10 protein-coding genes, 1 tRNA gene and 2 pseudogenes are annotated in these 13716 nt (G+C 50.3%); 9 read left to right on the top strand and 4 right to left on the bottom strand.

Translation table 11 applies throughout. From position 1 onward, the window contains the following. Position 1: 1 nt before the first annotated feature. Both cusF and cusC read right to left on the bottom strand, forming a co-directional pair. Positions 2-334, bottom strand: a complete 333-nt coding sequence (gene cusF / locus WES_RS15065; RefSeq protein WP_016159133.1) for a Cu(+)/Ag(+) efflux RND transporter periplasmic metallochaperone CusF — start codon at positions 332-334, stop codon at positions 2-4. A 23-nt stretch (positions 335-357) separates the two neighbouring features. Next, positions 358-1740, bottom strand: a complete 1383-nt coding sequence (cusC, locus tag WES_RS15070; protein WP_000093102.1) for a Cu(+)/Ag(+) efflux RND transporter outer membrane channel CusC — start codon at positions 1738-1740, stop codon at positions 358-360. Between the two features lie 156 nt (positions 1741-1896). On the opposite strand from cusC, the gene cusR reads away from it, so the two are divergent. From cusR to WES_RS15095, 6 genes and pseudogenes are all read left to right on the top strand, one after another. Then, positions 1897-2580: a copper response regulator transcription factor CusR gene (gene cusR / locus WES_RS15075; RefSeq protein ID WP_000770938.1), complete on the top strand. Its 684-nt coding sequence runs from the start codon at positions 1897-1899 to the stop codon at positions 2578-2580. Beyond that, positions 2570-4012 (top strand): Cu(+)/Ag(+) sensor histidine kinase CusS, encoded by a 1443-nt coding sequence (cusS, locus tag WES_RS15080; protein ID WP_016159134.1) that lies wholly within the window; start codon positions 2570-2572, stop codon positions 4010-4012. Before cusR ends, cusS begins: the two co-directional genes overlap by 11 nt. 149 nt (positions 4013-4161) lie before the next feature. Next, positions 4162-6399: a cyclic di-3',5'-guanylate-activated glycosyltransferase NfrB gene (nrfB, locus tag WES_RS15085; RefSeq protein WP_016159135.1), complete on the top strand. Its 2238-nt coding sequence runs from the start codon at positions 4162-4164 to the stop codon at positions 6397-6399. Further along, positions 6386-9358: pseudogene (gene nfrA / locus WES_RS0121105) on the top strand (bacteriophage adsorption protein NfrA). The gene nrfB and the pseudogene nfrA overlap by 14 nt, the downstream one beginning before the upstream one ends. Continuing rightward, the gene (locus tag WES_RS15090) at positions 9359-10249 is read left to right on the top strand and encodes a DUF4434 family protein (RefSeq protein WP_016159138.1); all 891 of its coding nucleotides are present in this window, start codon (positions 9359-9361) and stop codon (positions 10247-10249) included. A 322-nt stretch (positions 10250-10571) separates the two neighbouring features. Then, positions 10572-11249, top strand: coding sequence for a hypothetical protein (locus tag WES_RS15095; protein ID WP_016159139.1), 678 nt, complete (start codon positions 10572-10574; stop codon positions 11247-11249). Between the two features lie 341 nt (positions 11250-11590). On the opposite strand, the gene emrE is transcribed toward WES_RS15095, so the two are convergent. Beyond that, a complete protein-coding gene (gene emrE, locus WES_RS15100; protein ID WP_016159140.1) occupies positions 11591-11923 on the bottom strand; it encodes a multidrug efflux SMR transporter EmrE in 333 nt (110 codons plus the stop codon). A 94-nt stretch (positions 11924-12017) separates the two neighbouring features. Between emrE and WES_RS0121100 the strand changes: the two are divergent. Further along, positions 12018-12177: pseudogene (locus WES_RS0121100) on the top strand (integrase); the annotation flags it as partial. A 15-nt stretch (positions 12178-12192) separates the two neighbouring features. On the opposite strand, the gene WES_RS15105 reads toward WES_RS0121100, so the two are convergent. Continuing rightward, positions 12193-12269: transfer RNA gene (locus tag WES_RS15105), tRNA-Arg, on the bottom strand. 260 nt (positions 12270-12529) lie between these two features. Here WES_RS15105 and folD point away from each other — a divergent pair. Together folD and ybcJ are read left to right on the top strand one after the other, a co-directional pair. Then, positions 12530-13396, top strand: coding sequence for a bifunctional methylenetetrahydrofolate dehydrogenase/methenyltetrahydrofolate cyclohydrolase FolD (folD, locus tag WES_RS15110; RefSeq protein WP_000729175.1), 867 nt, complete (start codon positions 12530-12532; stop codon positions 13394-13396). Position 13397: 1 nt separating this feature from the next. Continuing rightward, positions 13398-13610 (top strand): ribosome-associated protein YbcJ, encoded by a 213-nt coding sequence (ybcJ, locus tag WES_RS15115; protein ID WP_000190288.1) that lies wholly within the window; start codon positions 13398-13400, stop codon positions 13608-13610. The last annotated feature ends 106 nt before the right edge of the window (positions 13611-13716 follow it).

The following is a 13716-nucleotide window of genomic DNA, read 5'->3' as shown; positions in this document are numbered from 1 at the left end:
GTTACTGGCTGACTTTAATATCCTGTAATAAAGAAAGGTTGCCCTGCTGGACAAAATTAAACGCCACTTTGTCGCCGGTTTTAATTTCACCCATTTTCGTCTGCGGGGTGATGGTAAAGCGCATTGTCATCTCCGGCCAGTTGACTGCGGCAATCGGATCGTGATGGATGGTGATTTTTTTGCTTTCCAGATCAACGCCTTTTACCACACCGATGGCGCTAATCACCTGCGGTTGTGCTTCACTCATGGTTTCATGATGATGTTCGTTAGCCTGAGTATTAAAGCCAATAACGGTAAACAGACTGAACATTGCGACTTGCAGTGTTTTTTTCATTTATTCTCTCCTGAAGTTAAAAATTATTGCTGCCAACCGCCACCTAAGGCGGTATATAAGGAAACCTCGTTAACCTGACGGGCATAATTCAGGTCGAGTAAAGTTTGTCGGGTTGCAAATAAAGAACGTTCGGCATCCAGCACTTCCAGATAACTGACCGCGCCGTGCTGATATAATGCCCGCGCCCGTTGCAGGGTAATTTGTAGCGACGCCAGATAACGCTGCTGGGCGCTAATTTGATCATTCAGGCTTTGACGTAATGCCAGCGCATCTGCCACTTCTTTAAAGGCATTCTGGATTTTCTGTTCATAATTCACCACCGACTGCTGCTGGCGAATTTCAGCGATATCCAGATTGGCCTGGTTGCGCCCGGCATTAAAAATGGGGATCTCAATTTTGGGAATAAAATTCCACATCCCGCTGCTTGCGTTAAATAATGATGAGAGATCGCTGCTGGCGGTCGATATTCCGCTGGTCAGACTGATAGACGGGAAAAATGCCGCGCGTGCGGCGCCAATATTGGCATTAGCCGCCATTAACGCGTGTTCAGCTTCCATAATATCCGGGCGCTGCAATAAGATTTGCGACGACAAGCCCGCCGGTAATTTAACGCTTTGCAGGCTGTCGCTACCCGCTGTCTGCGCTTGCGGCAGCTTGCCGTAGCTTCCCAGTAACAGTTGCAATGCATTATTCGCCTGCGCCAGTTCCCCCTGACGTTTAGCGATATCGCTGCGGGTACTTTCAATCACCCCGCGAGCCTGTTCCAGCGCCAGAACATTGCTGCTGCCGGTTAAAAGTTGTTTTTCGACAAACGCATATGACTGCTGATAATTACGCAGCGTTTCTTCGGCTATTTGCAATTGCGCATAAGCCAGTTGCTGGTTGAAATAGCTTTGCGCGACATTAGAAACCAGCAGAATATGCACCGCGCGCTGAGCTTCCTCAGTGGCTAAATAATTTTGTCGCTCGGCTTCGCTCATGTTCTTTAAGCGACCGAAAAAATCGAGGTCAAAGCTGGCGTTAAGGCCAGTCGAAAACTCCCTAGTCGTGGCTGAATCGCCTTTAAGATTGCCGCTCCAGCTGCCGCTGCCATCGCCATTGAGTTGCGGGTAACGGTCGGCATCGGTCAGACGATATTGAGCCCGCGCCTCCTGCACTTTCAGAGTCGCCATGCGCAAATCCCGGTTATTCACCAACGCCTCGCTAATCAGCGTCTTCACCTGATTATCAACAAAAAAAGTGCGCCATCCCGCGTTCTGGTAGTTATCTGCCGCGTTAACCAGGCCGTTCAGGCTGAGTGAGAACTGTTGCGGCACAGGCATTGCCGGACGCTGATAATCCGGTGCCAGTGAACAACCGGTTAACGCAAGAGCCACACAAAATGTCAGAAGTTTACAAGAAGACATAGGCGCATAATTTCTGGTGATTTTATGCCGCCAACTTTACTCGCCAGGCTCTGATTTTCCGGTGACAGGAAAATGACAAAATTGTCATTTTGCTAATAAGCGATTGCCATCTGATCCCGCTCCTCTAGAATTGCCCGGGCAACATGCGGAGGAAATATGAAACTGTTGATTGTCGAAGATGAAAAGAAAACTGGCGAATACTTAACCAAAGGGTTAACCGAAGCCGGTTTTGTGGTCGATTTAGCCGACAACGGGCTGAATGGCTACCATCTGGCGATGACCGGTGATTATGACCTGATAATCCTCGATATTATGCTGCCGGACGTGAACGGCTGGGATATCGTGCGCATGTTGCGTTCTGCCAACAAAGGGATGCCGATTCTGCTGCTCAGCGCGCTGGGTACGATTGAACATCGCGTCAAGGGGCTGGAGCTGGGAGCGGATGACTACCTGGTGAAGCCGTTCGCTTTTGCTGAACTGCTGGCGCGGGTGCGCACCTTACTGCGGCGCGGAGCGGCGGTAATTATCGAAAGTCAGTTTCAGGTTGCCGATTTGATGGTCGATCTCGTCAGCCGCAAAGTCACCCGCAGCGGTACGCGTATCACCCTGACCAGTAAAGAGTTTACTCTGCTAGAATTTTTTCTCCGCCATCAGGGCGAAGTGCTGCCCCGCTCGCTTATCGCCTCACAGGTGTGGGACATGAATTTTGACAGCGACACCAACGCCATTGATGTGGCAGTGAAGCGGCTACGCGGCAAAATCGACAACGACTTTGAGCCGAAGCTAATCCAGACTGTGCGTGGCGTGGGCTATATGCTTGAGGTGCCGGATGGTCAGTAAGCCATTTCAGCGCCCGTTTTCGCTGGCAACCCGCCTGACCTTTTTTATCAGCCTGGCCACCATCGCGGCGTTTTTCGCCTTTGCATGGATCATGATCCACTCAGTAAAAGTGCATTTTGCCGAGCAGGATATTAATGATTTAAAAGAGATTAGCACCACGCTCAAGCGCGTTCTTAATCATCCTGAAGAGACGCAAGCCCGACGCTTAATGACGCTGGAAGACATTGTCAGTAGTTATTCCAACGTGTTGATTTCCCTGGCAGATAGCCACGGTAAAACGGTGTATCACTCCCCCGACGCGCCCGATATCCGCGAGTTTACGCGTGACGCCATACCCGATAAAGACGCGCGGGGCGGCGAGGTGTATCTCCTTTCCGGCCCGACGATTATGATGCCAGGCCACGGTCACGGGCATATGGAACACAGCAACTGGCGGATGATTAACATGCCGGTTGGCCCGTTGGTGGACGGCAAACCGATTTATACGCTCTACATCGCACTTTCGATCGATTTTCATCTTCATTACATTAATGATTTGATGAATAAACTTATTATGACCGCATCGATCATCAGCATCCTGATCGTCTTCATCGTGCTGTTGGCGGTACATAAAGGTCACGCGCCGATCCGCAGCGTCAGCCGTCAAATCCAGAATATCACCTCGAAAGATCTCGACGTACGCCTCGACCCGCAGACCGTGCCAATTGAGCTGGAACAGCTGGTACTGTCGTTCAACCATATGATCGAGCGTATCGAGGATGTCTTTACCCGCCAGTCCAATTTCTCAGCGGATATCGCCCACGAAATTCGCACACCAATTACGAATCTGGTAACGCAAACGGAGATCGCCCTCAGCCAGTCGCGCAGCCAGAAGGAGCTGGAAGATGTGCTCTACTCTAATCTCGAAGAGCTAACGCGAATGGCGAAAATGGTCAGCGATATGCTGTTTCTCGCCCAGGCCGATAACAACCAGTTAATTCCCGAAAAGAAAATGCTCAACCTGGCGGATGAAGTCAGTAAGGTATTCGATTTTTTCGAAGCGTTAGCGGAAGATCGCGGCGTGGAGCTGCGGTTTGTTGGCGACGAGTGTCAGGTTGCGGGCGATCCGCTGATGTTGCGTCGGGCGTTAAGCAACCTGCTTTCGAACGCCCTGCGTTATACGCCGCCCGGAGAGACAATTGTAGTGCGCTGTCAGACGGTCGATCACCTGGTGCAAATTACCGTCGAAAACCCCGGTACGCCCATTGCGCCCGAACACTTACCGCGATTGTTTGACCGTTTCTACCGCGTTGACCCTTCCCGCCAGAGAAAAGGCGAAGGTAGCGGCATTGGTCTGGCGATAGTGAAATCAATTGTTGTCGCGCATAAAGGCACGGTTGCGGTAACGTCAGATGCGCGGGGGACAAGGTTTATTATCACATTACCCGCTTAATCATTCAGCAATCGGCAACTTTTATAACCAGTGTAAAAATAACGTGCCGCAATAATCCTACCTATTAATGGTAAAAAGCTGTCACAATCCATAAAAAACCTTAATATACGCCACCCTAAACATAACCAGAATTAATGTAAGGTTTTTGTGTGGACTGGCTTCTTGATGTTTTTGCTACCTGGCTCTACGGCTTAAAAGTAATCGCGATAACGTTAGCGGTCATAATGTTCATCAGCGGGCTGGACGATTTTTTTATTGATGTCGTCTACTGGGTACGCCGCATTAAGCGCAAGTTGAGTGTTTATCGCCGCTACCCGCGAATGAGTTACCGCGAACTGTATAAGCCGGATGAAAAACCCTTAGCGATTATGGTTCCGGCGTGGAATGAAACTGGCGTCATCGGCAATATGGCCGAGCTGGCGGCAACCACGCTCGACTACGAAAACTATCATATCTTTGTCGGCACTTACCCCAACGACCCCGATACTCAGCGTGATGTTGACGAAGTGTGCGCTCGCTTTCCGAATGTGCACAAGGTGGTCTGTGCGCGTCCTGGCCCTACCAGTAAAGCTGACTGTCTGAACAACGTGCTGGACGCCATCACCCAGTTTGAGCGTAGCGCCAATTTCGCTTTTGCTGGTTTTATTCTGCATGATGCCGAAGACGTGATTTCACCGATGGAATTGCGTCTGTTCAACTATCTGGTTGAGCGTAAAGATCTGATTCAGATCCCGGTGTATCCGTTCGAACGCGAATGGACGCACTTCACCAGCATGACCTATATCGATGAGTTTTCAGAACTGCATGGCAAAGATGTTCCGGTGCGTGAAGCCCTCGCCGGACAGGTGCCCAGCGCAGGCGTCGGCACCTGTTTCAGCCGCCGCGCCGTGACCGCACTGTTAGCTGACGGTGACGGCATTGCTTTCGACGTGCAGAGTCTTACTGAAGATTACGACATTGGTTTCCGCCTGAAAGAGAAAGGTATGACGGAAATTTTTGTCCGTTTTCCGGTGGTGGACGAAGCCAAAGAGCGCGAACAGCGTAAATTTTTACAGCACGCGCGGACGTCAAACATGATCTGCGTGCGCGAATATTTCCCCGACACATTTTCAACTGCGGTTCGACAAAAGTCTCGCTGGATCATCGGCATTGTTTTCCAGGGCTTTAAAACCCACAAATGGACCTCCAGTCTGACGCTGAACTACTTTCTCTGGCGCGACCGCAAAGGGGCAATCAGTAACTTTGTCAGCTTCCTCGCGATGCTGGTGATGCTCCAGCTTCTGCTGTTGATGGCGTATGAAAGTTTGTGCTCCGACGCCTGGCATTTCCTTTCTATTTTCAGCGGCAGCGCATGGTTGATGACCCTGCTGTGGCTAAACTTTGGCTTGATGATCAACCGCATTGTGCAACGGGTGATTTTTGTCACCGGCTACTACGGCCTGATGCAGGGGCTACTATCTGTCCTGCGTCTTTTCTGGGGCAACCTGATTAACTTCATGGCCAACTGGCGCGCGTTAAAACAGGTACTTCAACACGGCGATCCACGTCGCGTCGCGTGGGATAAAACGACACATGATTTCCCCAGCGTGACTGGCGATACCCGCTCGTTGCGCCCGTTAGGTCAAATTCTGCTGGAAAATCAGGTCATCACTGAAGAACAACTCGATACAGCACTGCGTAATCGCGTCGAAGGTCTACGCCTCGGCGGTTCGATGCTGATGCAGGGATTGATTAGCGCCGAGCAACTGGCACAGGCGCTGGCAGAGCAAAACGGCGTGGCGTGGGAATCCATCGATGCCTGGCAGATCCCGTCCTCGCTGATTGCCGAAATGCCAGCCTCCGTGGCGCTACATTATGCGGTGCTGCCGCTGCGTCTGGAAAATGATGAGTTAATTGTCGGCAGCGAAGATGGTATCGATCCTGTTTCACTGGCGGCTCTGACACGTAAGGTCGGACGCAAGGTGCGTTACGTCATTGTTCTGCGCGGGCAAATCGTCACCGGTTTACGTCACTGGTATGCGCGTCGTCGCGGTTATGACCCACGAGCAATGTTGCACAATGCGGTTCAGCAGCAATGGCTCACTGAACAGCAGGCCAGCGACATCTGGCAGCAATATGTACCGCATCAGTTCCTGTTCGCCGAAATACTGACCACGCTCGGCCATATTAATCGTTCTGCAATTAACGTGTTGTTATTGCGCCATGAACGCAGCTCACTGCCGCTCGGTAAATTTTTGGTCACCGAAGGCGTTATTAGCCAGGAAACGCTGAATCGCGTCCTGACAATTCAACGCGAATTACAAGTTTCGATGCAATCATTATTACTCAAAGCAGGTTTAACCACAGAACAGGTTGCGGAGCTGGAGTCCGAAAATGAAGGAAAATAACCTTAATCGCGTCATCGGATGGTCTGGTTTACTGCTGACGTCTTTATTGAGTACCAGCGCACTCGCAGACAATATCGGCACCAGCGCAGAAGAGCTGGGGCTGAGCGACTATCGCCATTTTGTTATTTATCCCCGTCTCGATAAGGCGCTGAAGGCACAGAAAAATAACGACGAAAAAACCGCCATCCGCGAATTTGAATATATTCATCAGCAGGTGCCGGATAATATTCCGTTGACGTTATATCTGGCAGAAGCCTATCGCCATTTTGGTCATGATGATCGCGCGCGGCTGTTGCTTGAGGATCAACTGAAACGTCATCCTGGCGATGCCCGCCTTGAGCGCAGTCTGGCGGCTATTCCAGTTGAAGTGAAAAGCATTACGACAGTTGAAGAGCTGCTTGCCCAGCAAAAAGCGTGCGATGCTGCGCCGACCCTGCGTTGTCGCAGTGAAGTCGGGCAGAATGCCCTGCGGCTGGCACAATTACCTGTTGCCAGAGCGCAACTTAACGATGCGACGTTTGCTGCATCGCCGGAAGGAAAAACGTTGCGAACCGATCTGCTGCAACGGGCAATCTACCTGAAACAATGGTCCCAGGCAGATACGCTATACAATGAAGCACGCCAGCAGAATACATTAAGCGCGGCAGAGCGCCGCCAGTGGTTTGATGTGCTTCTTGCCGGGCAATTGGATGATCGGATCCTGGCGCTGCAATCAGTGGGGATCTTCACCGATCCACAGTCGTATATTACTTACGCGACCGCTCTGGCTTATCGTGGCGAAAAAGCACGTCTCCAACGTTATCTCGCTGAAAATAAGCCGCTGTTTACCACGGACACACAAGAGAAAAGCTGGCTCTATCTGTTATCAAAATACAGTGACAACCCGGTGCAAGCGTTGGCGAATCACACGGTACAGTTTGCCGATAACCGCCAGTATGTTGTTGGCGCGACGCTACCGGTGCTATTAAAAGAAGGTCAGTACGACGCAGCGCAAAAACTGCTCGCTACCCTTCCCGCCAATGAAATGCTTGAGGAGCGTTATGCCGTCAGCGTGGCGACTCGTAACAAGGCTGAAGCTCTGCGTCTGGCGCGGTTGCTGTATCAGCAAGAACCGGCAAATCTTACCCGTCTGGATCAACTGACCTGGCAACTGATACAGAACGGACAGTCACGCGAAGCTGCCGATTTGTTGCTGCAACGCTACCCCTTCCAGGGAGATACAACCGTCAGTCATACTTTAATGGCGCGACTGGCTTCGCTGTTGGAAAAGCATCCTTACCTGGCGACCCCGGCAAAAGTGGCGATTTTATCGAAACCCTTGCCGCTGGCGGAGCAGCGTCAGTGGCAAAGCCAGTTACCGGGGATTGCAGATAATTGCCCGGTGATAGTCCGCTTGCTGGGCGATATGTCGCCTTCCTACGATGCTGCGGCCTAGAACCGTCTGGCGAAGTGTTATCGGGACACGCTACCCGGTGTGGCGTTGTATGCCTGGCTTCAGGCAGAACAACGACAACCGAACGCGTGGCAACATCGCGCGGTGGCTTATCAGGCATACCAGGTGGAAGACTACAACACCGCACTGGCGGCCTGGCAGAAAATCAGCCTTCACGACATGAGCAATGAAGATCTACTTGCTGCCGCCAATACCGCTCAGGCGGCAGGAAATGGCGCGGCTCGCGATCGCTGGCTGCAACAAGCAGAACAACGCGGGCTGGGAAACAATGCGCTGTACTGGTGGCTACATGCACAACGTTATATTCCTGGTCAGCCGGAACTCGCACTGAACGATCTCACACGCTCAATTAACATTGCACCTTCTGCTAACGCTTACGTTGCGCGGGCGACGATTTATCGCCAACGTCATGATGTCTCTGCGGCGGTGAGCGATTTGCGCGCCGCTCTGGAACTGGAACCCAATAACAGCAACACCCAAGCGGCGCTCGGTTACGCCTTGTGGGATAGCGGTGATATCGCGCAATCGCGGGAAATGCTGGAACAGGCGCATAAAGGATTGCCGGACGATCCAGCACTGATCCGACAACTGGCCTACGTGAACCAGCGTCTGAATGATATGCCTGCAACACAACAGTACGCCCGGCGGGTAATTGATGATATTGATAACCAGGCGCTGATAACCCCACTGACGCCAGAGCAAAATCAGCAACGTTTCAATTTCCGCCGTCTGCATGAAGATGTCGGTCGCCGCTGGACGTTCAGTTTCGATTCCTCCATCGGCTTGCGTTCCGGGGCGATGAGTACCGCTAACAACAATGTTGGCGGCGCTGCGCCAGGGAAAAGCTATCGTAGCTACGGGCAACTGGAAGCAGAATACCGCATCGGGCGCAATATGCTGCTGGAAGGCGACCTGCTTTCGGTTTACAGCCGTGTGTTTGCCGATACCGGAGAAAACGGTGTAGCAATGCCGGTGAAAAATCCGATGTCCGGCACCGGCCTGCGCTGGAAGCCCCTGCGCGACCAAATCTTTTTCCTCGCCGTTGAACAGCAGTTGCCGCTGAACGGGCAAAATGGCGCTTCCGATACCATGCTGCGCGCCAGTGCCTCGTTCTTTAACGGCGGCAAATACAGCGACGAGTGGCACCCGAACGGTTCAGGCTGGTTTGCCCAAAACCTGTATCTCGATGCGGCGCAATATGTCCGCCAGGATATTCAGGCGTGGACGGCAGATTATCGCGTGAGCTGGCATCAGAAGGTGGCGAACGGACAAACCATTGAGCCTTACGCTCACATTCAGGACAACGGCTATCGTGATAAAGGCACTCAGGGCGCACAGCTTGGCGGTGTCGGCGTGCGCTGGAATATCTGGACCGGCGAGACGCACTATGATGCCTGGCCGCACAAAGTCAGTCTCGGCGTCGAATATCAGCATACCTTTAAGGCGATTAATCAACGTAGCGGGGAGCGCAACAACGCGTTTCTCACCATTGGAGTGCACTGGTAAATGCGTAAGTTAATTTTCGTAATGCTGACACTGCTGCTGGTCAGCCCTTTTTCCTTTGCGATGAAAGGTATCATCTGGCAACCGCAAAATCGTGACAGTCAGGTCACCGACGCCCAGTGGCAGGGGCTGATGAGCCAGTTACGTTTGCAGGGCTTCGATACTCTGGTTTTGCAATGGACCCGTTACGGCGATGCATTCACCCAGCCAGAAGAGCGTGCATTATTGTTCAGACGTGCAGCGGCAGCGCAGCACGCTGGCCTGAAGCTGATTGTTGGCCTGAATGCCGATCCGGAATTTTTTATGCATCAGAAGCAGTCATCTGCGGCGCTGGAAAGCTATCTTAATCGCCTGCTGGCGGCCGATCTCCAGCAAGCCAGATTATGGAGCGCCGCACCGGGCGTAACGCCGGATGGCTGGTACATCAGTGCGGAAATTGACGATTTGAACTGGCGCAGCGAAGCCGCCCGCCAGCCATTGCTGAAATGGATAAATAATACTCAGCGACTGCTTAGTGATGTTTCGGCAAAACCGATTTATGTCAGTAGTTTTTTCGCCGGAAACATGTCGCCCGATGGCTATCGCCAACTGCTGGAACAAGTTAAAGCAACCAGCGTTAATGTCTGGGTACAGGATGGCAGCGGCGTGGATAAACTCACCGCCGGGCAGCGCGAACGTTATCTGCAAGCCAGTGCAGATTGCCAGATTGCCTCGCCCGCCAGCGGCATTGTTTATGAATTGTTTGTCGCGGGCAAAGGTAAAACGTTTGAAGCTAAACCAAAACCGGATGCGGAGATCGCCTCGCTATTATCAAAACGCTCCGCCTGCGGCAAAGACATGCTCTATTTCTCCCTGCGCTATTTGCCTGTCGCGCGTGGCATCCTCGAGTATTAATTGTTTAAGGGAGCAAGTTTGCTTGCTCCCTTTCCTTTTCACATTCCTAATCAGCATCCTGTCTGTATTAATTGTTTAGCAGGTTCTCTGTTTTCAACGCATTTTATGTGTCTCGGTTTTGCCCCACTACGACCTGCATAGCTAATAAGAGGATAGCTGTGATACAAATAACCGGTATAGCCACTACTCAGAGTCATTATATAGTCATATTTATGTCACTATATAACCTGTAAATAAGAACAATTATTCATTGAATGCATTAACATCAACATATTCCTTTATACAGGAATAAACCCTTTTATTTAATAAACAAAGAGAGTTAATGATGAGTAAAATTACAGGTGTTTTAGTTGATAACCATATCTATGATATTAAAAATGATATGGTGAGTGGTTACTGTTTTCCTAACAGCTTGTTTCCAGGTGCCACCTTCAAGATGGTCATTGATAATGACCCGGTTAATAATGACAAAGTAAAATGGAGCTGTAGCACTGATGCAGACAATAATGTTCTGGCGGTGAGTCAGGATGGCACAGTAACGTTTCCTGGCGTTGACGAAAAGTGTGTTGGGAAGATTTTTGTTATTTTCGCCACTGATAAATCAACGAATAAATCTGCCGGTATTCATATTTTTATCGTGAAGCGTTTTTTCAAATACAGTATTGAAACTTACAATTCAGTTAAAGATATTTTACCGTGGGTTAAAAAGATGAACGGAGAATTTCCTGAAGCGCAGGATATCGATAGTTACGATTATAATGATCATAATTCACAGCATATTATCAAGCGAGAAGTTAACGCGGGGCTTTATCAGGAATGGGGCAATGTAGCTAATAGTGGATGGAACACAAATAATGAGTTTGAAGGTATTTGTAGAGTTTACGCTTTTAATAAAGAAAATAATACTTATTATTGGCTGAAAAATGATGGGCTCAGACAGGTATTGAGCGGGGGACTCACCGCTCAGGCTGTTGCATCCTACGGTGAATCCATCAACTGATTGTGCTTTTGCCCACTATCATTTGCATTATTTCAACGTAAATATTCACTGAAGTTATAAAAGCAAAACCACTCGTTCAGCGGGTGGTTTTCATTTTGATCCACTATGCGCATGAAACTTAAAAAAAAATAAACAGGCTTAAGAGTTCATTTTTATATTGCTATAAACCATTTTATCACAAAATGCCGACAGCATTTCTCACCGAAAACTTTATTGCTACTGTTTAAAACGCAAATGTGGTAACCACCAGCTCCAATTGCCTAAAAACATTTACCAGCAAAAAAGAAGCCCGTATAACCATACGGGCTGCCATATTTCACTCGATTCAAAAGAAATTATTTTTAATGTGGTGCGCTTCGTGACAATAAGTTAATTACCAACACTCCGGCACAAATCAACATCATGCCTATAATGGCTGGAAGATCCAGCCGCTGGCCGAAAAATCCCCAGGAAAGTAAACTAATCAGGACAATACCGACTCCTGACCAGATAGCATAAGCAATCCCTGTAGGAATATAAGCCAGCGTCTGAGCTAATAACCAGAATGATGCACAGTAACAAATAATTGTACCAACAGAGGGCCATAACCGTGTAAAACCCTCTGAATACTTCATTAAGGTTGTACCAATGACCTCTGCAAGTATTGCGCCACCAAGATAAATATAAGGGTTCATAGCATATTCTTTCCTGTTAATACCAAAGAGAATTGTACTACAGTTTGAACTTAACTCACTGGATTCATTCTGGTGCATTCATTGATGTTCTTCATCAGTGCTTCAGGAAATGGGCGGATGGGAATCCATAGAAATAGTGCGTAGATATACTCACCTTGCGCCTAATCATTTGACGGAGCACGCGAGGAAAACAGACGGCATTTTTGGTGATGATGTCCCACTGTGAAATTATGGAAGAGGTAAAGAAGGCGTAACTAATTGAATTTTAATGGCGCGCCCTGCAGGATTCGAACCTGCGGCCCACGACTTAGAAGGTCGTTGCTCTATCCAACTGAGCTAAGGGCGCATTGATACCACAATGTGTGTGTAATCGCGTGAATTATACGGTCAACCCTTGCTGAGTCAATGGCTTTTGAACCGGTTGCTGAACAAGTGTACGACCGCATCTGATTTACCTCACTACGGCAGCAAACCAACGACGGTTATCATTATCGCCAGGTACAGAAGGTTTTACTTTTCAGAAAACGAAAACTGACAGCGCGCCACGCTTCTGACAAAATAGACGCATCCCCTTCGACCTACGTAACAGATGGAATCCTCTCTCTGATGGCAGCAAAGATTATTGACGGTAAAACGATTGCGCAGCAGGTGCGCTCTGAAGTTGCTCAAAAAGTTCAGGCGCGCGTTGCGGCCGGACTGCGAGCGCCAGGACTGGCCGTTGTGCTGGTGGGTAGCAACCCTGCATCGCAAATTTATGTCGCAAGCAAACGCAAGGCTTGTGAAGAAGTCGGGTTCGTCTCCCGCTCCTATGACCTCCCGGAAACCACCACTGAAGCAGAACTGCTTGAGCTTATCGATGCACTGAACGCCGACAACACCATTGACGGCATTCTGGTGCAGTTGCCGCTTCCGGCGGGAATTGACTACATCAAAGTGCTGGAACGTATTCACCCGGACAAAGACGTAGACGGTTTCCATCCTTATAACGTCGGTCGTCTGTGCCAGCGCGCGCCGCGTCTGCGTCCTTGCACTCCGCGCGGTATCGTCACGCTGCTTGAGCGTTACAACATTGATACCTTTGGTCTTAATGCTGTGGTGATTGGCGCATCAAATATCGTCGGTCGCCCGATGAGCATGGAACTGCTGCTGGCAGGTTGCACCACCACCGTGACTCACCGCTTCACCAAAAATCTGCGTCATCACGTAGAAAATGCCGATCTGTTGATCGTTGCCGTCGGCAAGCCGGGCTTTATTCCAGGTGACTGGATCAAAGAAGGCGCAATTGTGATTGATGTCGGCATCAACCGTCTGGAAAATGGCAAAGTTGTGGGCGACGTAGTGTTTGAAGAAGCGGCTAAGCGCGCTTCTTACATTACGCCCGTTCCCGGCGGCGTTGGCCCGATGACGGTTGCCACGCTGATAGAAAACACGCTCCAGGCGTGCGTTGAATATCATGATCCACAGGGTGAGTAACATGGCGACATTTTCTTTAGGTAAACATCCGCACGTTGAGCTGTGCGACTTGCTGAAACTGGAAGGCTGGAGCGAAAGCGGCGCGCAGGCGAAAATCGCGATAGCCGAAGGCCAGGTGAAAGTCGACGGTGCGGTTGAAACGCGCAAACGCTGCAAAATCGTCGCCGGTCAGACAGTGAGTTTTGCAGGTCACAGCGTACAGGTTGTTGCCTGATCCCACTTCGGCCTGCCCGTATGCAGGCCGATTCTCTTTTCAGACCTTTGCCCTCTTCGTCGCTTTCATCCATGCTGATAGCGTCGATATTTTGCCGAAGCGATCA

The sequence above is a fragment of the Escherichia sp. KTE31 genome, from assembly GCF_000407925.1.
Classification (GTDB): Bacteria; Pseudomonadota; Gammaproteobacteria; order Enterobacterales; family Enterobacteriaceae; genus Escherichia; species Escherichia ruysiae.
The sequence above is the reverse complement of the archived record's forward strand: the minus strand, read 5'-3'. Positions and strand labels throughout refer to the sequence as shown.